Here is a 22,995-nt window from a genome sequence, read left to right as displayed (position 1 = left end):
AGAGTGATAATAACGCCCGCATTTTGCTCCCGGAATTTGTTGGCAACTAATTGCTTATTATACTAAGATTGTTTCTATTGGCACAGGAGCAACCCCTTTGGTTGCCGGCCGCGTAATTCAAGCGCAGCCTTGGTCGTCTCGGAAAGATCCTGTTGAGAATACTTTAATATAAAAACAGAGTCGGGGGCGCGTTATGTTAGTCCCATCCAGGAAGACAGTTATCGTTATTGATGCGATGCCCTTTCGAAGGGCGGTGATGGAGAGCTTCCTGGGTCCCTGGGCCAAGGAAGAGAATGTTGAGCTGATTTCTCTGCAGCCCGAGGAAGCGCACACGAAGCTCGTCGAGCACATCGAGTGCGACCTGCTGATTTACAATGTCGGCACTGCTGCCTCCATTCACGAAATGCTCGCCGAGTTGCAGGTGCTGCATACCCTCCGTCGAGAGGCTGCGCTGGTGATCCTCTCCGACGATGAAAGCCCGGTGAGCGTTATCTCCGCGATCAATTGCGGAGCCCAGGGTTACTTTACCAATTCCATGGTGCCGGCTCTCGCGCTGCAGGCACTTTCATTCGTTCTGCGCGGAGGTACCTACTTCCCGCCTGCCATATTGGCTGGTCATGCGGCCAACGGAGCGCCGACGGTCGAATACACTCATCAGCATTCTTCCCCGGACACGTCGCATGGGCAACCGCCTCCAGGTTCCGGGCAACTAGGTCAAATGCCGACCGGAGAAAAACAGCTAAGCTTCTTCCAACAGCAGGGTTCGCTCTTTGGTGAGAAGGCACTCGTCCAACCCTGCGAACGTCCCCCCAGTATTCGGTGTGACGATGCCATCTCGAGGCCCGAATTGACGGTGCGGCAGCAGGCGGTGCTTTCCTGTCTCTGCCGTGGTGATCCCAACAAGGTTATCGGTCGCAAGCTCGGAATGACGGAAACGACCGTGAAGGTCCATGTCCGGGAGATCATGCGCAAGTTGGGTGTAAGCAACCGTACGCAGGTCGCCATTGCTGCCAGCCTCAACTGCAGCATCCCGGATTCCGTGGCTGAACTCATTCCCCAGGATCCACCGACGCTGGTCAAGTCTTCAGAACCTCGTCATTAGGGGTGGATTCATTGCTCTTCAGTTTTGCAGTCGTTGGAAATGCCGGACTGATCGCAAAAAGACGCCCCGGTGACAGGGGGGACTGTGGCCGGGGCGCTTTCGGTGGGGGGCTGTTCGCCGAAGCTGAGTTGGAGGAGAGAAAATTTATCGCTTTTGAAGTTTAGCATCGAGCGGCGCCGTGACGAATGCGCATTGGGGTAAATAACGGATCATCGGTGCTAATGCTTTCGACGGGTTCGGTCGTAAGGGCCGTCCGGATTGGCGTTGCCCGGCGTGCCTGAGAGACCCGCCGCCGGTACAATTTTCTTTCCAGCCGGTCGACTGGCGGCAATCGCTGAGACCGATCTGATCGCCGCCTTGCCAGGGGCCTGCTGGCGATGCATGGGCGCGCTTCGGCCTGATCGGCACCGCATCCTCCGGCCCCGGCGCCGCCTCGGCGGCGCCTTACGGTTACCTCAATCGAACCGGTTCCTTCGTCGCCGCGTCTCACCACACGTGGTGATGCGACCTCGACCGTCCGGCGCCGCCGGAGATGGGCGGGGTGGTTGCGCGCGCCAGATTTGCGGGAGGAAATTCATGCCAACGATTGCCAACATGCTCGTCACGACCAGCCTGGTCGCGGCTACGGCCTTTGCTACCATGGAGGCGCGGGCGGCCGATATCGACGCCATCTCGGCCGTCGACGCCGTCACGGTCTATCCCGACGGCGCCAGCATCACGCGCGTCATGACGCTGGATATGCCGGCCGGCGACAACACCCTGGTGGCGAAGGATTTCCCGCTGACGCTGGATCCGTCTTCGCTCCGGGTCGAGGGTGAAGCCGGCGCGAAGCTCACGATCGGCGCCATCGACACTAGGCCGCCACGTGCCGCGCCGCCGGTCAATCTGCCGGAACTCGATAAGCGCATCGAGGCGCTCAAGGACGAGCGCGCCAATCTCGCGGGCGCGATCAATGCCGCCGCCGCGCGCCGCAAATTTGCCGAGCGCTTTGCGGAGACCTCCCCCGCGGGGCTGGGCGAGAAGGGCGAGGCGCGTCCGATCGCCGAGTGGCGCGCAGCCTTTGCCGCGGTAGCGGAGGAAGTCGCCAGCGCGGACGCCGCGATCCGCGACGCCGAACGCAAGCAGCGCGACATCGACCGCGAGATCGCCCGGCTCGAATCCGACCGTGCGGCCAAGCCGCCGCGCAAGCTCGAGGTCCGGATCGATGTCGCCACCGCCGCTGCGACCAGGGCGACGCTGCGGGTGACCTACGCCGTGCGCAACGCGCGCTGGGCGCCGATCTACGACGCCCGGCTCGACACCGGCGCGAAGGACCGCAAGCCCGCGCTCGAGCTGGTGCGCCGCGCCGAGATCACCCAGACCACGGGAGAGGATTGGTCGAACGTCGCGCTGGCCGTCTCGACGGTGCGGACCGCGCGCGGCGGCAGCGCACCCGAGCTGGGTTCGCTGATCGTGCAATATCCGCAAGTGCCGCGCCCGCCGGCGGCGGGCAGCGTCTCCTCGGATATGGCCAGGCCGCGCGCGATGCCGGCGCCCCAAGCAGCCGAAGCCCGTGCGAAAATCGCCGACGAGCAGCAGGCTACGGCGGAAGTCGGCGGCTTCCAAGTGACGTTCAGGATTCCCGGCCGCGTCAGCCTGGGCGCCAATGAAGGCGCCAAGAGCCTGCGGGTGTCGACCGCCACCATTGCGCCGGCTCTCGCGGTGCGTTCGGTGCCGGTCCGGGATCCGACGGCGTTTCTCGAAGCAAGCTTCAAGCAAAACGAGGACGCGCCGCTGCTGCCGGGGCGCGTGGCGATCTATCGCGACGGAGTGTTTGTCGGCCGCGGCCAAATGGCCGCCGTAAGCAAGGACGAGACGGTGCGGCTCGGCTTCGGCGCCGACGACAAGGTCAAGATCGAACGCTCCGTGGTCAGGCGCAACGAGGGCTCGGCCGGCCTGATCGTGACGACATCGAAGACCGACGAACGCAGCTTCAAGACCAGCGTGCGCAACGGACACGACTTCCCGATCCGGATCGTAGTCGAGGATCAGTTGCCGGTGAGCGAAAACGAGGAAATCCAGGTCGAGATGCTGCCATCGACGACCCCTCCGACCGCGACCAATGTGCGCGAGAAGCGCGGCGTGCTCGAATGGACATACGAAGCGAAGCCCGGCGAGGCGAGGGACATCGCGTTCGCGTGGCGCGTGCGCTGGCCCAAGGACAAGGGGGTCGTGATGATCCCGTCCGGCTGAGGCGGCACGCCAACGCCGTCATGCCCCGCTTCAAGCGGGGCATGACATGCAGGGAATCGCTTCAGCGCAATCGGAATTTGCGATGAAGCCACAGAAGCCGCGTCTCACTTCGCCTTCAGGAACTCACCGACTTCCAGCAGCACGAACTCGTTGTCGTCGGCCTTGTTGGGATCGCGGCTCGATGAGAACGGCAGGTTGTTGTCGTTGCCGACGATGATATGGGTCTCGTCGACGCGGTCGACGTTTTCGATGGTGAAGAACGGGAACGTCAGCGTGCCGTCGTTGAGCGGCTTCTTCGCCTTCTTGTCGGGATCCCTGATCTTCATCAGGTCGATATAGGCGATCTTGCGCACCGGCTTGCCGACGTTGGCGTCGGTGAGCTCGACCTTGTAGATGCGCTTGAACTTGGCGAGGTCCGGGAAGCAGTTGTCGCCGCGGCTACCTTGCGGGCAGGCCTTGTCCGCGGTGCCTTCGCCGTTGTCGCGCTCGATGATCAGGCCGCTCGATGCGTCGATCATGTTGAAGTCGCCGATCGCATGGCCGTTCTGCTCGAATACATAATGCCAGAAGCGCCCGGTGAACTTCTCCGCTGCAACGTCGAATTCGAGGATTCGCGCAGCTTCCTTGCCGTCGACCTTTTCCCAATCCTTCTTTTCGGCATCCCACAGCGGGCCCTCCAGCAGGCCGTAGAGGAACTTGCCGTCCTTCGATCCGCCAAAGCCTTCATAGCCCTTGGAGCGGCGCAGATTGACGGTGGTGTAGCTTGCGCCCGGCGCGCCCGGCGACTGCACCGACCAATGGTCCGGCGAACGCACCGGCTTGCCGTCAGCCATGGTGTCGAACACCGCCAGCACCTTGCCGCCCTTGTCGGCCTTCAGGATGTAGGGCCCGAACTCGTCGCCGATCCAGAACGTGTCGCCGACGATCTGAAAGCCTTCGGTGTCGAAGTCGGCGCCGGTGAGATAGCGCTTGGCGGTGTTCTCATGCAGGATGCGGAACGGCACCTTCTTGTCGGGATCGTGCAGGAACACGGTTTCCTGGCGGTCGATCTTGCCGGTCGCCCAGTCGATCTTGTGACGGTTCAGGTAAAGCATGGAATCCGGCGAGTTGTAGCGCGAGCCCATGCCGTTGTCGGTGAGTACCCAGAACGAACCGTCGGGCATCACCTTGATGCCGGAATGGCCCTGCAGCGGCTGCCCCTTGAACGGCAGCGACACGCCGGTCGGCCGCTCGTAGGATTTCCCCATCACGCTGCCGATGGCATCGACCCTGCGGCCGGTGGTGTATTTGCCCGCGGTCTTGAGATCGTCGGGCGCGTCGGCGGGCGCCTCGACGAAGGACTGCGCCGGCAGCACGGCATGCCCCTTCAGCGTCGCGGGGAACTCGCCTTCGCCTTGCGCGAAGGCAGCGCCTGTAGCCAGAAAAATCGATGCAACGGAGCAAAGCAGTGACATCCGCATGGTTCGTCTCCTTCAGTTGACCATGCGGTGTTTTGCGGAGCGTGCGTTACGGCGCACTGACAGTTCCATGAAGCCGGCGTGACGCCTGTGGGCGAAGCTGCGGCGTTACGCCGCCGGCGGCGGTGTCACTCCCTCATGACCGCGCAGGCCGACGGTGGGACGTCGTCGAGGACACTTGTCTAGTGACGAACACGCCGTGGCGATCTCGCTCAATCGATACTTGCGGAATTCGCCATGGCCACAGTGCCAATAGCTTCTCGATCTACGTTAAGCCCGTGCTGCAGGAGCCATTCATGCAGCCGAGAGGAATCGATTGGGCATTCCTCGGCGAGGCCTTCAGCAAAGATGCGCCATTGTTCAATGTTGCGGTAGGGAACACCGACGACAATTGGCATGCCGAGTTGCACGGCGTCGGCGAGCGCATCACGCAACCCTCGGCCCTCGGCCTCGAGCTTGCCGAATTTGTTGAGGATCACAATTTCCGGTCCGTTTTCGAGCGAAGCGGAGAGCAGGGCGGCGGCTTCCGCCAATGCGCCCCGATCCAATCGGCAACCTCGTGCTTCCTTTCCGCGATCTTCAGAAAGTTGCAGGACGGTTTCCGAGCCGAGTTCCTCAACCTCCATGTTGCACTTGGTCCGGTCGCGGATGAATTTGTTGTGCTGAACGATACCCGCCACGGCGATACCCGCGTCACGGATCCTGTAACCGAGATCGGAAATGAATCGATCGGCCGCGAGGCCGTCTGAATAGACGATTGCCAGGATCGGGGGCGGATCGGGCGCGTTATTCATTTCAATGCCTCTGGGACTGGCGGTTTGATCCATGTTATGGGGGCTAGTACCCGGAATCATAAGTCACTAAGACGGCGTCCTTTGACGCGGCGCTGGTGGACTTTGGATTTTGTCCAGATGAACGGCTCCGCATGTTTGTTGTAGGCTTTGACGAAGGCATTAATGTGCTGCTTGAGTTGCTCGACCGAGGTGAATGATGCGCCGGTCAGCGACTGGCCCTGCAAGATGGAGAACCAGCCCTCGACCTGATTGAGCCACGAGGCGCGTGTCGGCGTAAAGTGGAATGTCACAAGCGGGTGGCGTTTCAGCCATTCGTCGTTCTTCTGGTGCGTATTCAGATTGTCGAGGATGACCTTGAGCCGTGCCTTTGGATAGGCGGCGACGACGTCATCCATGAAGTCGAGGAATTCCTTGCGGCGACGGCGTTTCTTGTGTGTGGCCCGGACCTTGCCAGTGGCGACCTCAAAGGCGGCAAACAGGGTTGTCGTGCCATGCCGCTTGTAGTCGTGGCTTTGCCCGGTCAGGGCGCGCCCGTTCGGCAGTTTCAAGTAACCCTGCGCCCGTTCAAGTGCCTGGATCGACGGTTTCTCATCGACGCACAGGACGATCGCGTTCTTCGGCGGCGCCAGATAGAGGCCGACCACATCGGCGGCCTTTGCCGCAAAATCCGGGTCGTTGCTCTCGCACCAGCTTTTGCGTCCGGCCAGATCGATCTTCTGCTTGCGCAGCGATCGCCAAACATACTGCACATCGACGTCGCCCAAAGCCCGCGCGATCAGTGGCCCGTTCCAGCGTGCAAAACCCTTGGGCGGCGGCTGGTCGAGAACCTTGCGAATGCGCTGGTCGGTCGCCTCGTCGTAGATCGGCGGGGTGCCGGACCGCAGCCGATCCTCCAGCCCATCAAGGCCTTCGCGCGCGTAACGGATACGCCACAAGCTGACCGTGGTCGGCGTCGTCTCCAGCTCGCGGGCGATCTCCCGTGTCGCGTGCCCGCCGGCCGCCTCCAACACGATCCGTATCCGCAACAGCTGCCGCTGCTCGGTGCTGCCGGCGCGCAACCGCGCTTCAAGGATCGCGCGATCTCCCGGCCGCAGCCGGACTTTCATGGCATCGCTTATCATGCCATCTTGAATCACGCCGCAACGCCGCACGATAGTGCAAATATGACTCAGTCACTTCGGATAGTGGGTACTAGAGCCTTTTCCGTTCCGATTGAATCGGAACGGGGCTCTATCTTTTTGTTTTGACGCGTTTTCTTCACGCGAACCGGTATCCACTTCGCTTGAAAACGCTCTCATCTTCGAACCAATAGGCGGCCTGTTTTCAGACAGCGCCGGGCGGCCATTGCCGCCCGGCGAGGATCTTGCCCGAGAGATCAGGTCTTGTATTCAGGCGACTTGAAAGATACCCGTTTTGTCGTCTCCGACGCTGAGGCGATCTTCCGGATGTCGGCCCAAGTCTGCTTGTAGTTTGGAATGATCAACTCGTTCACTCCCGCATTGACGACGTTGCCCTGGACACCTTTCGGAAAGCCAAACAGCATAAATGTCTGGTTTCGCTTTGCCGAAGGCGTGGGCTGCGCCATGGCCTGAGTTGAGCCGGAGTCGTTGAAGATTTCGACGATATCTCCGGCGGCCACATTCAGCTCCTTCATGTCCTCGGGGTTCATTTCGATGAAGGGATAGGGCATCCGATCCATCACGAAGTCGTTGTGCTGATCCATGAATGCATTTTGCCAGACCAGGTTCGTCCGTCCGTTATTGACGAGGAATTTGTATTTGGCCTTCTGCTCGGCCTTGCCTGGCGCCTGCAGGCCGCGCCACGGCGTCGCCATGAAGAAGGCCTTGCCGTCCTTGGTCGAGAACTTGCCGTCGGTATAGAGACGCTTCGTTCCGACGATCTTTTGATCTGCGAACGCGGTTGCAGGTTCCTGGAAGCCATTGTTGCCCATTGCTTTCAGCCTGGCATAGCTGACGTGCTCGCCGCCTTTCTCGTGTTTGGCATAGCCGTCCTTGAAGGCGTCCTCCTCCGTTTTCCAGTCGAAGCCCTTGAACTGATCGGCGTAGGCGGCCTTGCCTTGCTCGCGGAGAACACGCTCCATGTTGTTGGCGAGACGTGCGGCGATCAGGCAGTCGGGCAGCGCGTTCCCCGGCGGGTCCATGTAACGCTCGGTGAGCCGCATGCGCCGCTCGCCGTTCATGGATGTCAGGTTCATTTCGCCTGAAACCGCCGCGGGCAGCCAGACATGAGAAGCCTGGCCGATCTGCGTCGGCACGATGTCGACATCGACCGAGAACAACCCGCCTTGCCTGACCGCCACCATGATGGCGTCGACCATGGCCTTGCGGTCGCCCCATGGCACGGTATTCATGGCATCCTTCACCATATCCGTGCGCCGCTTGTAGATTTGCTTGAGCTTGAGGGCGTTTAATGTCGTCTTGTAGTGATCGCATGCCCAGATGTGATGGATGCCGCCGCGACCCTCGATCAGGAGCTTGTCGACATAGGCGGCGGGGCGCCCGACGTGAGCATCGGACGGACGTGAGTAGCCTTCCTGATGGCCTCCGAGCCGGACAGCGCCGCCGCCAGGGCGCCCGACATTGCCGGTCGCAAGCGCCAGGTTCACAATTGCACCGTTGGTGCGGTAATTGTCGTTGCCCCAGATGATGCCCTTCTCGTACCCGAACATCGTGCGCCGGCGTTTGTTGCCGGACTTCGGCTCAGCGATCCACTGGGCCGCCTTGACGATGTCCTCGCCGTTGAGGCCGGTAATCCGCACCGCATCGGCAATTGAGGTCCGGTTGGCCGCCAGGGCCGCCGCGAAGTCGGTGAGGGGCTGATCGGTGGGGGCGCCGCCTGGCCGCGAGATCAATGCCGCCCCTTGCTCGGCAGCCAGCGTGCTGGCTGCGATGAATGCCTTGTCGATCCATCCCTTGTCGGCGATATAAGTCAGCAGCGCATTGAACAGAACGAGGTCCGTGCCCGGTTCGAGCGCGAGGTGCAGCACCTTGTCCTTGCCCGCTTCCGCCTCGCAGGCGGCAACGGTCACCGTTCGGCGCGGATCGATGATGATGATACGGCCGGCCTCGACGGCTTCGCCCGGAAATTCCTTCTTTTTCTTGTCGAGCGACGTGCCGCGCAAATTCGGCACCCAGTGATTCAGGAAATAGTTGGTCTGGGTCTCGAGCGGATTGGTGCCGATGGCGACGATCGTGTCGGCCAGTTCAGCGTCCTCGTAGCAGTTGTTGAGTTCGCCGACGCCCATGTCACGCGTGCCATGAACCTCCGAATTATAGGCCGGACGGTTATGGATGCGGACGTTCTTGATCTTCATCGCGCCGAAGTAGAGCTTTCCGGTGCCCCAGGTGTTTTCGTAGCCGCCGGCAGAACCACCGTGGTCGAACATCGAGACGAAAAGCCCATCCTCGCCCTGCTCGTTGATGACAGCCGAAGTCACGCGGGAAACCAGATCCAGCGCGTCATCCCAGCTCGTCGGCTGCATCGAACCGTAGCGCCACACCATCGGATCGGTAAGTCGCTGTAGTTGGGTGCCGCGCTGTTGCGAAGTGTGGTTCTCGGCCATTCGCGCGCCGCGGATCGAGCCGAGGCCCGAATTGACGACGCAGTTGACGTCCGGTTTGATGACGAGCTGGACGTCCTGGCCATTCTGCTTGACCACATTGTACATCGACGGCGAATACCAAGCGGCGGTTTCCGCAGCTTGCTGCTTCGATAGGTCGATACCGAACTTGTTTGACTTCGCGTCAAATCCACCCTGCTTGTTGATCGGCCACGTGTAGGCCTTGTAGCCGCAGCCGACGATACAATAATGGCACGTGACGTTGTGCTCCTTCGCATCCGCCGGGACGATCGGCAGGCGATCAGTCTGTCGCTTGTAGGTCATGGAGTCCTCCCGTCAAAGTACGTTGGATAGCCGGCCATAAAGAAGCTCATCGACGCCTTCGGCGTAGACGTCTCCTTTGCCGTCCACGCGAAGTTCGTACTGCGCGAGGTTCTGCGTTGCGTGGCCCCAAATCTGCTGACCGCCCTTTTCGCAGTCGTAGCGACCGTAGTGTCCCGGGCAGCTCAGCGTCTTGTCCTCCTTCGAGTAGCTCAGGGGGAATCCCTTGTGGGGGCATGCAGTCGAGAAACCGACGATGTCGCCGTCGGGGCCGATGCCGCCCGGGACCCGCGTCCCAAGTTTGAGGAGGACGCCCGGCGCGTCCTTGTCCGGATAGGTCACATCGAACGGCTCATTGACCTTGAGCTGCGATACGTTCGCCAGCCGGTTCGAGGGATAATTCACCCGCGCCGTGGTGGGTGCTGCGTTGGCTTCCGTGGGAAGAAGGGTGGTTGCAGCAGCGCCGGCTGCGGCGAGCCCGGCTCCGCTGAGGAACCGGCGGCGGCCGGCATCGACAAGGTTGTTGCACCTTTTCATTTGGTTTCGCTCCCGGATATTGGCGTGTCCGAATGGACGCTCACCCCTCATTGCAGGAGCCGGGCCAAAGCAAAATGATGTGGGGAATCAAATGTCCCGCGGAAAACTTTGGCTGAAACAGGGGGGCGATGTTCGGAAATCCGAACATATTGCGATGCCGTCGGTTCGAAAGTCCGGAGGCAGGTTGGCTATGCAACTGGTATGAAATTACAAATCCGGATCGCCGTCGTTCAGACCCAGGCGGCGCATCTTTTCCCAAAGGGTAGTCCGACCGATGCCGAGCAACTTCGATGCGGCGCCGACCTCCCCATTTGTCGCCAGCAGCGCGCGGATGATGTGACGCTTTTCGGCGCTTTGTCGGACGTCTTCGAGCGATCCCATTTGCATCGCCGAGGCCATCCCCTCGCTTTGTTCCGGAAACATGTCACCGGGCATCACCCATTGTCCAAGTCCGAGCGCGACGGCGCGTTCCATGCGGTTGCGGAGTTCCCGGATATTGCCCGGCCACGCATAGGAGAGGGCAGCCTCTTCCGCGAGACTGCTGATGCCCTTCAACGACGTTTCCATTCGGCCCGCGCTCTCGGCGAAGAAGCGTTCCATGAGCCACGGGATGTCTTGTTGCCGCTCGCGCAACGGCGGGATCCTTACGGATACGACGTTGATCCGGTAGTAGAGATCTTCACGAAACCGCCCGGCCTGGACCAATTTCGGAAGATCTGCGTTCGTGGCCACGACGAGGCGTCCGTTGAAGGGGATCGGCCGCTCACCGCCAACGCGATAGAACGATTTATCTTCGATCAGGCGCAATAGCTTCGCTTGAAGCTCGGATCTGAGTTCGCCAATCTCGTCCAGGAACAGGATGCCTTCACCGGCACGCTCCGCATAGCCGAGGTGTCGCTGCGACGCACCCGTGAACGCTCCTTTTTCGTGGCCCAGCAGTTCGCTTTCCAGAAGGTCGCCCGGAATGGCGGCGCAATTGACTGCCATAAATGGGCGGCCGTCGCTGGCCGACATGGCATGGAGAAATCTGGCGGCGACCTCCTTGCCGCTCCCGGTCTCCCCAGCGATGAGCACCGTGGAGTTGAGCCTGGCCACCCGCGTCAGCAGGCGTTCCAGTTCCTTCATCTTCGGCGCAAATCCGAGAACATGTGTTCCTGACGCCGGAGGCGGACCCATCAGCTCTCCGATCCGGATCAGGAAATCGTCGAGTTCGAATGGCTTCATGAAATAATCGGCTGCGCCGGCCCGCATCAGTCGCACCGCCTGGTCGATGTCGCCGTGACCCGTGATGAAAAGGAACGGGGGCACATTTGACGAGCGCGCCGACTCTCGAAACACCTCTTCTCCGTTGAGGTCGGGCAATCTGATATCGCAGACGATCGCCTCCAGCTTGCTGACCGGGATTTCCCTTATCGCATCCCGTCCGCACTGCCACCATTTGACTGTCACACCCTCCAGGGCGAGCCTTTGGACGATGCTTTCACCCATGATCTGGTCGTCTTCGACAAGACCGATCACACGCTCGTTATGCGACATTGGACAACTCCATGCGCACGATTGGGATCTTAAGTGTGATGGCGGTGCCACCATGTGCGGGATATCCTACCTCAATCCGGCCGCCGATGTCGGTGATAAGCCGACTCGTGGTCCAGAGTCCCAAACCCCCGCCGTCAGGCGGTGGAGGTGCAGCGCGCCGGCTCGTGAGGATCTCGGCTGCGGCGTCGGGCAACCCCGGCCCCCGATCCGCAACGGTAATTTCGAGTTCGTGGAGACCTGCCACAGCCGACATATCGACTTGAGACCCGTCCGGAGTCGCTGCGACGGCGTTCAGGAGCAGATTGAGCACCGCCTGTCTTATCGGTGTGCTCGACAGCGGGACGATTTCCTCCAGCGTATTCTCTGTCTTGATCTGGACGCCCTTTCTGCGAGCTTCCGGGGCGATCAGGAGACCCAGGTCCTCTATATCCGTGGGGGCCAGCTCTCTTGTTACGCCATCGGTCCGATAGATGGTCAGCGTCGTGCGGACGACGTCGCGTATGCCGACCAGGCCGCGCTCCAGCAAACCCAGGCTGCTGTCGCGAATATTGTCGAGGTGACCGTGCGACCTGAGTGTCGCGAGGGCATTGAACATTCCTCCGAGCGGATTATTGATTTCGTGCGCGACCGTCGAGGCAAGTCGTCCCAGGCTTCCAAGACGCTTTTCCTCGGCGAGACGTTTTCCCAGATCCTCGCGCTCTCTCATCGATCGAACGAGAGCGTTATAGCCTCGAAACAGACGTCCGAATTCGCCTCTCGTTTTCGAAACGACATCTTCGGGAATGGGTACCGCAAGTGTCTCCTGCGCCACGCCGAGATGTTCCGAAAGGATACGCACCGGGCGCATCATGAAAGCCACCAGAAACCATCCCGCTATGGCCAGGGATAACGTCAGGATCCCGTTGGTCAAGGCCAGTGCGATGACCACGTCACGCCGCTCGGCTGCGAGGTGCCGTGTATCGAATGTCGCATAGATGATGCCCGCCACCCGACCCGGATAGGACAACACCCGGATGGCGCTGGCGCTGTCCGCGCCCGCACTGAAGCTGAAACTTGCAGACGTTTCGTTGCCGGTCCGGGCCGGCTTGATGATGGATCCGACGGGATGCTGCCTGGGATCGGATGCCGCGATGACTGCGCCCTCCGCGTTTGTCACGATCGTTGCCATCGGATGCAGACTCTTGTTGATCGTTTGCATCCGGGTGATCGCGTCGAATATCTCCCAATTGTCTTCACGCAGGATGGAAGGAGTGATCGCCGACGATAGCCCATCGAGATAGCTTTGCGATAATTCAATGAGATGGCTTTCCTGCGTGTTGCCCAGACGCGAAAGTACACGCTCCGACAAGACAAGCCCAACCAGCAACATCAGCGAAGCGACCGCAACGGGGACCTTCACCGTGATTGGCCAAGAGTGCACCAGAGGCATACGCATGTACGTTATCCCGCAGCTGCGACAAGAGCCGCCTTCGATGCGATTGCATCGAAAGAGGCGGGGTCCTCCGCACCGAAACCATCCAGGCGCAGCATCTTCAGGACGGCTCGACCTTCGTCGTCCTTGTTCATTTCCCACAGTGCCTTGACGAGTGCATTCAGGCGAACCTGATTGAGCGGAACCCTTGGCGCGGCGATGGGAGGAAAGCCAAGCAACTCCGATGCCGTCAGAACGCGGGTGCCGGCTGTCAAATCGGGTTCGATCTCGCCAACAACGTCATAAATGTAGCCATCCACCGACCCTGACCCGGCAAGTCCGGACGAGACCGCTCGGATCACATCGCGGTGGCCGTAAGTGAAGAAGGTTTTCGCGAAGAACGTTTCTGGCCTGAGACCGCGCTCGGCGAGGGCCGATCGCGTGACGAGAAATCCGGAATTGGAGTCAGGATCCGAAAACGCATGGATGTCGCCTCGGAGATCAAGAAGTCCGCTACCCCCACGGCCGCGATCGACAATCAGATACGATCGATAAAGTGGCTTGTGGTGCCAGAGTGGGACCGCAACAAGCTGGAGTTCGGAGCGATGCGCAACATACGGAAATCCGCAAATCCAGGCGGCATCGAGTTGGCTCGTGGTGAGGAGAGTGGTGATTTCCTGATATGTGCGCCGGGTAACCAGCTCAACCGGATGCCCCGTTGCGCGCTGAAGATATGACTGCAAGCGCCCGAGAAGCTCAAGGTCATTGGTAAGAAATACGGGCGTAAGACCAAATCGAATACGTCCGGATGCCTGCGCCGCCGCCGGCGCGCCTAAAGCCGGTGCCAATAGCGCACATGCGCTCGCGCGCAGAAGCGCCCGCCGATGCAGTCGATGGTCCAAGCTGAAATTCATGAACCTCCCAATTTTCTTCGAGTTTTGCCTGCAATACTAGCGTATATTCGAAATGTTTGGAACAGGCTGTCGAGGTCTTATGCCTGCGTCCGGCTCCCCCTCGAAGCGCTGACGATGCGGGCGCCCCGCCGACAAACATGGGAGGCGTTCGAACCTGCGGCGTGGGCCGCCATGCTCGTCCTTCGCCGCTCGACGAACAGCGACTGGAACATCACGCTGGCGGGAGGCGACCATCAACGCGCCGATAGAGGCCGCCCGACACCAGCTCGGTCGGGAACGCCGATGGCCCTTGGCAGTAGCTAGCTGTTGGGGCCGCGGTCGATGCTGACGGGTTGCCAACGCCGAAGCGAAGTATTTTGCAGCACCGACGGATTGACGCAGCTTGCCGGCCACATGCCTTGCAGGACCAATGACAATTCGTGGCCGACGCGGCGCTTGCGCGCTTCGTCGAAGCGCGCCGAAGCGGAAGCGACATGAGCCGTCAGCGTCACGTTCTCCATGCCCAGCATCGGATTGTTGTGGGAGGGCGGTTCCGTCTCCAGCACGTCGAGGGCGGCGTGCGCGATCCAGCCTTCCTGCAGCGCCTTGACCAGCGCCTCTTCGTCCACGGTCGCGCCGCGGCCGGTATTGATGAACACCGCGCCCGGCTTCATCTGCCGAAAATGCTTTTCGCCGAGCATGTGGTGGACCTCCGGCCGCGCCGGAGCATGCATCGACAGGAAATCCGATTGCGACAGCACTTCCGACAAGGTTGCCGGCATCACGCCATGGTCGGAAATCAGGGTCTCCTGAATGAAGGGATCATAGGCCATCATCCGCAGCCCGAACGGCGCCGCGCGCTTGGCCACGGCGCGCGCCACCCGGCCGAACGAAATGAAACCCAGCGTTTGCCCCATCAGCCGGGGAATCTTCAGCAGCGCCGGGCGGCCCTCGGACCATCGGCCCTCGCGGACCATTCGGTCCTGTGCGACCAGCCGGCGAAAGCCCGCCAGCAGCAGCATCATGGCGTGGTCGGCGACTTCCTCGATGAAAGTGTCGGGAACATTGGTGACGGGGATGCCGCGCGCGGTGGCGGCCTTCACGTCGACGCTGTCGACGCCGACGGTGCCGAGCGTGATGACCTTGCAGTTTTCCAGGGCGTCGATGATGGTCCTGGTGATCGGCATGCCCTTGGCGTAGATCGCATCGGCGGTCCGGGCGGCGGCGATGAATTCCGCCTCGTTGGCCGGGGCCTCGATGATCTCGGCGTCGATCGGGTCGAGCGCCTCTCTTTCGAGCGCATAACCGCCGCCGGCGACCGTAAAACTCGCGCCTTTCGGCGTCAGCACTCTGAATTTCGGCATTCTTGCTCTCCCCGATTTGACGCTTCGGTGTTGGTTATGACGGCGACACGTCGCCGCTGCCTCGCGTTTCCAGCATTCTCAGCCTCGCACAATTCCGGCGACCTGCGGAAAAAAGCGGCATTTGCGTCCGGGCTTCTACGGGCGGCCGAGTAACAAAGCGCTAAAGGCTTTCACTATACCGTGTTGGGACTCATTCCGCGAATCGCGCGCCACCCCGCGCCAAAATCCCTGGAGAAACACTGTGAAGCTGAACCATCTGAAGATTGCCCCCAAACTCGGCATTTTGGTGGGGGTGGCATTGTTCGGCCTTTGCATCGCCGGCGCTCTCGCAAGCTATCTGATGCAGCGCGAGATGCTCAACGCCCGCATCGAACAGACCAAGGCCATCGTCGAGATCGGGCGTAACCTGGCGGCCGGGCTGCAGAAGGAAGTCGAGGCCGGCAAGCTGACCAAGGAAGCCGCGATCGCCGAATTTGCGCGCCGCGGGAATTCGATGACCTTCGACAAGGGGGCCGGCTATCTGTTCGGTTATACGATGGAAGGCGTTGCGCTGATGACGCCCGACTCCAAGCAGCACGGTCAGAACCGCCTCGATGTCGAGACCAATGGCAGAAAGCTTGCGCGCGAATTGCGTGACGGCGTGGCTGCAAAGGGCGAGGTCACCCTGACCTATGAATACCGGAAGCCAGGTCAGGAGGACATCACGCGCAAGATATCGTATGCCGTTGCAGTTCCTGGCTGGAACATGTTTATCGGCACCGGGGCCTATATCGACGATATCGACGCCAAGCTGAGGCCGATCATGTGGATGCTCGGTCTCGCCATTCTCGGCATCGGCGTGATCGCGGGCGGCATTGCCTGGATGATCGGCCGCAGCATCAGCCGGCCGCTCGGTCAGCTCGGCGACCGCATGCAGGCGCTGGCCCATGGTTCGCTGGAAGGCGACATTCCCGGCATCGGTCGCGGTGACGAGGTCGGCGCGATGGCCGCGACCGTCCAGATATTCAAGGACAACGCGCTACGGATTCGCGGGCTGGAAAAGGCCGAGGCCGAAACCCAGGCCCACGCCGCGGCCGAGCGCCGGGCGGCCATGGAGAGCCTCGCGGGCGACTTCGAGCGCAGCGTCAACGGCATCGTCCGCTCGGTGTCGACGGCGGCGGCAGACATGCAGACCACGGCGCAGTCCATGACCGCCACCGCGAGCGACGCCAGCGCGCGTGCGGCTACCGTCGGGGCGGCGTCGCAGAGCTCTTCGAACAATGTCGGAACGGTCGCGGCCGCCGCGGAAGAGCTGTCCAGCTCGGTCAGCGAGATTTCCCGGCAGGTGAGCCGCTCCAGCGAAATCGCCAGCAAGGCGGTGGGGGACGCCGAGCGCACCAACGCCACCGTGCAGGCGCTGTCGACCGGCGCTGAGAAGATCGGCGAGGTGGTCAAGCTGATCCACTCGATCGCGGCGCAAACCAATCTCCTGGCGCTCAACGCCACCATCGAAGCGGCGCGGGCCGGCGAATCCGGCCGTGGCTTCGCGGTGGTGGCTTCCGAGGTGAAGGCGCTCGCCAACCAAACCGCCAAGGCCACCGAGGAAATATCGGCCCAGGTCGCCGCCATGCAGGCATCCACCGGAGAGGCGGTGACCGCGATCAGCGGCATCAGCGAGACCATTGCGCAGATGAGCGAGATCACGAACGGCATCTCGACATCGATCGAGCAGCAGGGCGACGCGACCCGCGAGATCGCCCGCAACATCCAGTCAGTCGCGGCCGGGTCGAACGAGATCAGCGCCCATATCGGCGGCGTCACGTCAGCGGCGGCAGCCACCGGCACCGCCGCCTCCGAGGTGCTCTCGAACGCCCGCGAGCTCGACAATCAGTCCGGCATGCTGCGCAGCGCGGTCGACGGATTCCTGGCCAAGGTCCGCGCGGCGTAGGCAAGATTGCACTCGCGTCATGCCCGGGCAGAAGCGCGAAGCGCGTCTTCGCGCTAGACGTCCCGGGCATCCACTCTCTTCGTGGTAGCGACGGAAAGGCGTGGATGGCCGGGTCAAGCCCGGCCATGACGGCAACTATCTAGGCGAGCCGCATCTCACTGCTTCTCGATTCCCGCGTTTGCGATCAGCTTTTCCCACACCAGCAGCTGCTCTTTCAGGAACGCATCGAACTCTTCAGGGGTGCCCGAGAACGCTTCCATGCCGCGCTCGGCGAGCTGACTCTTGACGTCCGGCCGCTCGACCACCTTGCGGATTTCCGCGTTCAGCCTGGTGACGATATCTTTCGGCATATTGGCCGGGCCGAGGTAACCCTGCCACGACGTGATGTCGAAGCCTTTCACCGTGGCATCCATGGTGGGAAGGTGGGGCAGCAGGGCCGAGGGCTGCTTGGTCGTGACCGCAAGCGCCTTCAGCGCCTTGCCTTTGACGTGGGGCAGGCCGGTAAGGACATCGATGAACATCATCGAGACGCGGCCGGCGATCAGGTCGGTGAGAGCCGGCGGCGAGCTCTTGTAGGGAACGTGAAGCAGATCGATGCCGGCAAGGCGGGCAAACGTCGCGCCTGACACGATCGCCGCCGAACTGCCGCTGGCATAGGAGAACTTGCCCGGTTCCTTCTTGGCCAGCGCGATCAGCTCGGCCACCGAGTTCGCCGGAATTTCCGGATTGATCACCAGCATGAAGGGCAGATCGCCGGTCCGCGCGATCGGCGTGAAGTCCTTGATCGGATCGTAAGTCATGTTCTTCAGCAAATATGGATTTGCCGAATGCGGTGTATTCGTCGTCACGATCAGCGTGTAGCCGTCCGGCGCGGACCGGGCGACATAGCTCGCCGCGATCGAGCCACTGGCGCCCGGCTTGTTTTCGATCACCATGCTCACGCCGAGGGCCGTGCCGAGTTCTTTCGAAATGATGCGGGTCGTGGTGTCGGTGCCGCTGCCGGCGGCGAACGGCAATACCAGGGTGATGTTACGGTTCGGATAGGGTGCCTGCGCGGAAGCAGTGGATGTCAGTCCGGCGAAGATCAGTGCAAACGCGGCGGCTGCACGCAGGCATTGTGTCGATAGCGAAATCATTCCGTTTCATCTCCCATGGGGCTTTCTGGTTATGCCGGCACGCTAGCCTGCCCGAGGCGAAAACAAAAGCCTGTGCCATGCGCCAGCCGCAGGTCAGGCTGCGGCCGACGCCTGCCGCGAGGCGATCACCACGCCCGCCAGCACCAGCAGATAGCCGATCAGATGAAACAGCCGCGGCTGCTCGCCGAGCAGCAGAATCGCCATCGCCGAGCCGAACACCGGTACCAGATGAAGAAACGGCGCGGCGCGGTTCGGCCCGATCAGTGCGATGCCGCGGTTGAAGAACAGGTATGCCAGCGTGGAGGGAAAGATCACGACGTAGCTCAGCGTCGCGGCCGTCAGCAGATCGGGTTGCAGCCTGACGCCGGTGGAAAATTCCCAGATCGAGAACGGCAGCAGCAACAGCGCGCCGCAGCCGATGGTGAAGGAAATCAGCGACAGTTGATGCGTCTTCGGTCGTCGCGTCATCAGCGCCGAATACAGCCCGAAACTCACCACCGCGCCGGCGAACATCACGTCGCCCCGGTTGAAACGGATGCTGACCAGCGCCGCGAAGTCGCCGCGCAGGAGGATGGTGAGCACGCCGGCGAGCGAGATCATGATGCCGGCGAGCTGTGCCCAGGTCAGCCGCACCCCGAACAGCGTCAGCGCCCACAGCGCCACGAACAGCGGTCCGGAGGACTGGATCAGCAGCGCATTCAGCGCCTCGGTATATTGCAGAGCCCAGTAGGAAATCGCATTGTTGAAGGCGAAACCCGTGGCCGACAGCGCCACCATCAGGGGCAGGCGGGCGCGTAGCGCCGGCCAGTCCCGCTTCAGATGCGGCCAGGCAAACGGCATCAGCATCAGGAAGGCGCCGATCCAGCGGACGCAGGACAGCGTCATCGGCGGCACGTGTCCGGCGACATAGCGCGCGAGCACGATATTGCCGGCCCAGAACAGCGAGGTCAGGCTCAAGAGCAGATAGGGCTGGTTATTGAGCCACCTGACCGGATCGGGGGCAGATGGCGCCGGCGCGGGAATTGTCATGTGCTTCAGGGACGAGTTGTGCCGGATTTGCGCCCCGCGACAAGTCCTGCATCCGCAATGCTACAATGCCGGAATCAAAGCGAACGAGGAGCGGCCATGGGCGTGGATCTGTTGAATATCAGAGGTCTGGAGGAGCTGGAGCATCAGGGGCCGGTCGTGATGGTGAACCTGATGCGGTTCCACCCGCGCTCGCTCGACGGCGACGGCTCGGGCTGGGATGCGTATCTGCGCTACAGCGCGCTTACCGTGCCGATGATCAAGGCGCGCGGCGGCACGCTGCTGTGGACCGGCGACGCCAAGGCGGTCGCACTCGGCAGGCCCGACGGCAATCAGTGGGACTATCTGGCGCTGGTGTATTACCCGTCGGTGGCCGCCTTCATCGACATGATGACCTCGGCCGATTACGAAAATCGTTGTGACCCGCACCGCCGCAACGGCTGCGCCGAGCATGTCATCATCTGCACGAAGGAGTCGTACAGTAAGTTCAAGATCGGCTAAAACCGCCGCACCAGGTCGGGCGTTATTTCGCTGATTTTGCGGATGCCGAGCAGCGCCAGATCGCGGTCGATCTCGTCCTTGAGTAGCGTCAGCGCGCGAGTTACCCCGGCTTCGCTGCCGGCGACCGCGGCGTAGAGTAGCGGCCGGCCGACGAAGACGAAGTCGGCGCCGAGCGCCAGGGCCTTGATGACGTCGGTGCCGCGCCGGATACCGCCGTCGAGCATCACGGTCATGCCGTGGGCTTCGGCTGATATCTCCGGCAGCATGCGCAGCGCCGACACGGTGCAGTCGAGCTGGCGGCCGCCATGGTTGGAGACCATCACGCCGTCGACGCCGCTCTCGCGCGCGATCCGCGCATCCTGTGGCGAGATCAGGCCCTTGACGACGAGCTTGCCCTTCCAGCGCTTGCGGATCAGCTCGACATGCTTCCAGGAGAGCTGGTCGCGGTGACCGATGTTGCGCATCAGGTTTTTGGAGAGCACCGGCGGACCCTGCTTGGCGTCCATGTTCTCGAAATGCGGCATGCCGTGATTCATCAGCGTGCGCGCCCAGGTGCCGAACAGCCAGTGCGGATGCGTGATCGTGTCCCAGAGGACGCGCGGCGTGATCGCCAGCGGGACCTGGAAGCCGTTGCGGATGTTGTTCTCGCGGTTGGGCGGCACCGGCACGTCGGCGGTGACGACGAAGGTGTCGTAGCCGGCGGCAGCGACCCGGTCGACCATCGGCTCGATGCGCGAGGGGACGCCGGCGAGGTAAGCCTGGTACCAGGCATCGGGATTGGCGCGCTTGACCTCCTCAAGCGTGATCAGGGACGACGCGCTCAGGATCATCGGCAGATTCATCGCGGCGGCCGCGCGCGTCAGCACGATGTCGCCGCGATAGGCGCACAGCGCCGACGAGCCCATCGGCGGAATGCCGAACGGTGACGCATAGGTCTTGCCGAACAGCGTCGTGGTCTGATCGCGGCCGGAAACGTCGTTGAGCACGCGCGGCACGAAGCCGTATTCGTCGAAGGCTTTTCGATTGTCGCGCACCGCAGCATCGGTCTCGGCGCCGCCGGAGATGTAGCCGTAGAGGAATTTCGGCAGCCGGCGGCGGGCGGTCGCCTCGAAATCGTCGAGCGACAGATAGCGCCGCAAGGCGCGCGGCACCGCGCTCTGCGCGCGGTTCACGGTCGGCGGCGGGGGTGTTGTAGGCGTGGTCTTGTCGTGCACGTCGGCGAACCTTCTTTCGGGGGTCTTGGCCGTGATGGTGTGACAGAGCGGAGCGAGCGTCAACCTCCGCCGCAGGCCCCCGGCACGCTAGCGTCGGGCGGGGCGGCCGCCAGACTTCTGGTCCGTCTTGCTGATGGACTGGCTGACATCGTGGAGCATGCGGCGGGTGTCCGCCATCAAGGCGCCGGAGCGCTTGTCGAAACTTTCGATCAGCTCGCGAAGCGAAATCACGGTCGGCAGCAGGTCGCCGCCATATTTGGCGCTGCCGAGGCTCGCCAGAAACTTGTCGGTCCTGGCTAGGCCGCTGTCGACGCCCGCCAGGGCGTTGTCGGCGGCAGAGACGATCTCGGTGATCCGTTCGCCGTTACCCGCGAGCGTCGCGGTGAAGGTCTCGAAATTCCGCAGCGTATCCTTCACCGCCACCTGATTGTCGGCGATGATCCTGTCGACGTTGCGCAGCGCCACCCGGATCTTTTCCTGGATGTCGAGCAGTGCGTCCGGATCGGCGGTCAGCACCGGCACCCCGTCCTTGTCCAGCGGGACCGGCGGACCGTCGATCGAGCCGCCGATCAGCGATATGGCCGCCACGCCGGTTAACCCCTGAAACTCCAGTCCAACCTCGGTGTCCTTGCGCACCGGCGCGCTGCTGTCGATCATCGCCATTGCGACCACCCGGCGCGGGTGATCCAGCTTCAGCGACACTACTTCGCCGACCCGAATGCCGTCGAAATTGACGCTGCCGCCCTTGTGGAGGCCGGAGGCGGCACCTTCGAAAATCACCCGCAGCGGCACCTGTCCCCGGATGCCGGCGAACTTCTTGACGCCGAGGAACGTGCCGAAACCCCCGGCGATCAACGCCAGGAACAGGGATCCGATCATCAGGCTGCTCGCCCGCCATCTCATGTTCGAAGAATCCAGCTGCAAACAGCGGCAAGAGATAGCGCACTTGCCGTCCCGCGTCACCGCTTTCCGAACGGGTCTGCGGCGGGTCAGCCCGCCGCGGCGGGCCTTCGCGAGGCGACGAAAACGCCGGTTAGCACCAGCGCGAAGCCGATGACGTGGAACGGTTGCGGCTGCTCGCCGAGAAACACGATGGCCATCGCCGCTCCGAACACCGGGATGACGTGAAAGAAGGGTGCCGCGCGGTTGGCGCCGATCAGCTGCACGCCGCGATTGAAGCACAGATAGGCCAGCGTCGAGGGAAACACCGCGACGTAGAACAGCGACAGGAGGTTGGCAGTATCGATCCGCATCACCGGCCGGGCGAGCAGTTCCCAGATCAGCAACGGAATCAGCACGGCCGCGCCGCAGCCGAAGGTGAAGCCGACGAACGACAGGCCGTGAATCCGCGGACGCTTGAACGACAGCGCCGAATACAGCCCAAAGATCGCCAGCGCGGCGACGAAGATGATATCGCCGGCGTTGAACTCGATATTCTTCAGCGTGGTCAGGTCGCCGTGCAGCAGGATCACCAGCACGCCGACCAGCGACAGCGCGAGCCCGCCGGCCTGCGCCAGCGTCAGCCGGACGCCGAGCAGGACCAGCGACCATGCCGCGACGAACAGCGGTCCGGCCGATTGCAGCAACAGCGTGTTCAGCGCCTGGGTATGCTCGAGCGCCCAGTATTGCATGGTGTTGAAGGCGCCGATCCCCGTGATGGACAGAATCACCATGGTGCCGAGGTGGCGGCGTATCGCGGCCCAGTCGCGCATCAGATGGTTCCAGGCGAACGGCAGGATGATGAGGAACGCCAGCGACCAGCGCAGGAACGACAGCGTCACCGGGGGGATATGCCCGGCGGCGAGCCGGCCGACGATGGCGTTGCCGGCCCAGCACAGCGAGGTGATGGACAGCAGCAGATAGGGCTGGTTGGCGATCCAGTTCCCGGAAGGGGCGGCATTGGTGGTCGGATCGGAAGCAGACATTCGCTGAGCTCGGTTCATGACGCCGCGCCCGCCCGGCGC

The 22,995-nt window shown here is 62.4% G+C and carries 18 protein-coding genes; 4 read left to right on the top strand and 14 right to left on the bottom strand.

Annotated features, from left to right (window positions below; all coding sequences use genetic code 11):
- Positions 1-256: 256 nt before the first annotated feature.
- Both KMZ29_RS21915 and KMZ29_RS21910 read left to right on the top strand, forming a co-directional pair.
- Entirely contained in the window at positions 257-1,102 is an 846-nt protein-coding gene (locus KMZ29_RS21915) for a response regulator transcription factor (protein ID WP_215621159.1), read from the top strand.
- Between the two features lie 576 nt (positions 1,103-1,678).
- A complete protein-coding gene (locus KMZ29_RS21910; protein WP_215621158.1) occupies positions 1,679-3,334 on the top strand; it encodes a mucoidy inhibitor MuiA family protein in 1,656 nt (551 codons plus the stop codon).
- A gap of 104 nt (positions 3,335-3,438) precedes the next feature.
- On the opposite strand, the gene KMZ29_RS21905 is transcribed toward KMZ29_RS21910, so the two are convergent.
- The 9 genes from KMZ29_RS21905 to KMZ29_RS21865 form a co-directional block, all read right to left on the bottom strand.
- Positions 3,439-4,794: an esterase-like activity of phytase family protein gene (locus KMZ29_RS21905; protein WP_215621157.1), complete on the bottom strand. Its 1,356-nt coding sequence runs from the start codon at positions 4,792-4,794 to the stop codon at positions 3,439-3,441.
- A 209-nt stretch (positions 4,795-5,003) separates the two neighbouring features.
- Complete coding sequence (locus KMZ29_RS21900) at positions 5,004-5,585, bottom strand: DUF2478 domain-containing protein (protein WP_215621156.1); 582 nt, start codon at positions 5,583-5,585, stop codon at positions 5,004-5,006.
- 56 nt (positions 5,586-5,641) lie between these two features.
- A complete protein-coding gene (locus tag KMZ29_RS21895) occupies positions 5,642-6,706 on the bottom strand; it encodes an IS630 family transposase (protein WP_215620943.1) in 1,065 nt (354 codons plus the stop codon).
- A 254-nt stretch (positions 6,707-6,960) separates the two neighbouring features.
- The gene (locus KMZ29_RS21890) at positions 6,961-9,489 is read right to left on the bottom strand and encodes an arsenate reductase (azurin) large subunit (RefSeq protein WP_215621155.1); all 2,529 of its coding nucleotides are present in this window, start codon (positions 9,487-9,489) and stop codon (positions 6,961-6,963) included.
- Between the two features lie 12 nt (positions 9,490-9,501).
- On the bottom strand, positions 9,502-10,023 hold the full coding sequence (locus KMZ29_RS21885; protein WP_215621154.1) for an arsenate reductase (azurin) small subunit: 522 nt from the start codon (positions 10,021-10,023) through the stop codon (positions 9,502-9,504).
- 207 nt (positions 10,024-10,230) lie between these two features.
- Positions 10,231-11,559 (bottom strand): sigma-54-dependent transcriptional regulator, encoded by a 1,329-nt coding sequence (locus KMZ29_RS21880; protein WP_215621153.1) that lies wholly within the window; start codon positions 11,557-11,559, stop codon positions 10,231-10,233.
- Entirely contained in the window at positions 11,549-12,994 is a 1,446-nt protein-coding gene (locus tag KMZ29_RS21875) for a sensor histidine kinase (protein WP_249779758.1), read from the bottom strand. The genes KMZ29_RS21880 and KMZ29_RS21875 overlap by 11 nt, the downstream gene beginning before the upstream one ends.
- Positions 12,995-12,999: 5 nt before the next feature.
- The gene (locus tag KMZ29_RS21870; protein WP_215621152.1) at positions 13,000-13,884 is read right to left on the bottom strand and encodes a substrate-binding domain-containing protein; all 885 of its coding nucleotides are present in this window, start codon (positions 13,882-13,884) and stop codon (positions 13,000-13,002) included.
- Positions 13,885-14,183: 299 nt separating this feature from the next.
- Positions 14,184-15,227 carry a C-terminal binding protein gene (locus KMZ29_RS21865; protein WP_215621151.1) on the bottom strand — a complete coding sequence of 348 codons (1,044 nt, stop codon included), beginning with the start codon at positions 15,225-15,227 and terminating at the stop codon, positions 14,184-14,186.
- A 241-nt stretch (positions 15,228-15,468) separates the two neighbouring features.
- On the opposite strand from KMZ29_RS21865, the gene KMZ29_RS21860 reads away from it, so the two are divergent.
- The gene (locus KMZ29_RS21860) at positions 15,469-17,154 is read left to right on the top strand and encodes a methyl-accepting chemotaxis protein (RefSeq protein WP_215621150.1); all 1,686 of its coding nucleotides are present in this window, start codon (positions 15,469-15,471) and stop codon (positions 17,152-17,154) included.
- A 155-nt stretch (positions 17,155-17,309) separates the two neighbouring features.
- Here KMZ29_RS21860 and KMZ29_RS21855 read toward each other — a convergent pair whose 3' ends face one another.
- Both KMZ29_RS21855 and KMZ29_RS21850 read right to left on the bottom strand, forming a co-directional pair.
- Complete coding sequence (locus KMZ29_RS21855) at positions 17,310-18,290, bottom strand: Bug family tripartite tricarboxylate transporter substrate binding protein (RefSeq protein ID WP_215621149.1); 981 nt, start codon at positions 18,288-18,290, stop codon at positions 17,310-17,312.
- A 93-nt stretch (positions 18,291-18,383) separates the two neighbouring features.
- A complete protein-coding gene (locus tag KMZ29_RS21850; protein ID WP_215621148.1) occupies positions 18,384-19,319 on the bottom strand; it encodes a DMT family transporter in 936 nt (311 codons plus the stop codon).
- 96 nt (positions 19,320-19,415) lie between these two features.
- Here KMZ29_RS21850 and KMZ29_RS21845 point away from each other — a divergent pair, with 96 nt between their 5' ends.
- The gene (locus tag KMZ29_RS21845) at positions 19,416-19,817 is read left to right on the top strand and encodes a DUF1330 domain-containing protein (RefSeq protein ID WP_215621147.1); all 402 of its coding nucleotides are present in this window, start codon (positions 19,416-19,418) and stop codon (positions 19,815-19,817) included.
- On the opposite strand, the gene KMZ29_RS21840 is transcribed toward KMZ29_RS21845, so the two are convergent.
- The 3 genes from KMZ29_RS21840 to KMZ29_RS21830 form a co-directional block, all read right to left on the bottom strand.
- Positions 19,814-20,968, bottom strand: a complete 1,155-nt coding sequence (locus KMZ29_RS21840) for an alpha-hydroxy acid oxidase (protein ID WP_215624367.1) — start codon at positions 20,966-20,968, stop codon at positions 19,814-19,816. The genes KMZ29_RS21845 and KMZ29_RS21840 overlap by 4 nt on opposite strands.
- A gap of 150 nt (positions 20,969-21,118) precedes the next feature.
- Positions 21,119-21,910: an MlaD family protein gene (locus tag KMZ29_RS21835; RefSeq protein WP_249779756.1), complete on the bottom strand. Its 792-nt coding sequence runs from the start codon at positions 21,908-21,910 to the stop codon at positions 21,119-21,121.
- A gap of 110 nt (positions 21,911-22,020) precedes the next feature.
- Positions 22,021-22,956, bottom strand: a complete 936-nt coding sequence (locus KMZ29_RS21830; RefSeq protein WP_215621145.1) for a DMT family transporter — start codon at positions 22,954-22,956, stop codon at positions 22,021-22,023.
- Positions 22,957-22,995: the final 39 nt, after the last annotated feature.

It is taken from the genome of Bradyrhizobium sediminis (genome assembly GCF_018736085.1).
Taxonomy (GTDB): Bacteria; Pseudomonadota; Alphaproteobacteria; order Rhizobiales; family Xanthobacteraceae; genus Bradyrhizobium; species Bradyrhizobium sediminis.
Note: the sequence above shows the minus strand (reverse complement) of the source record. Positions and strands in the feature narration are given on the sequence as shown.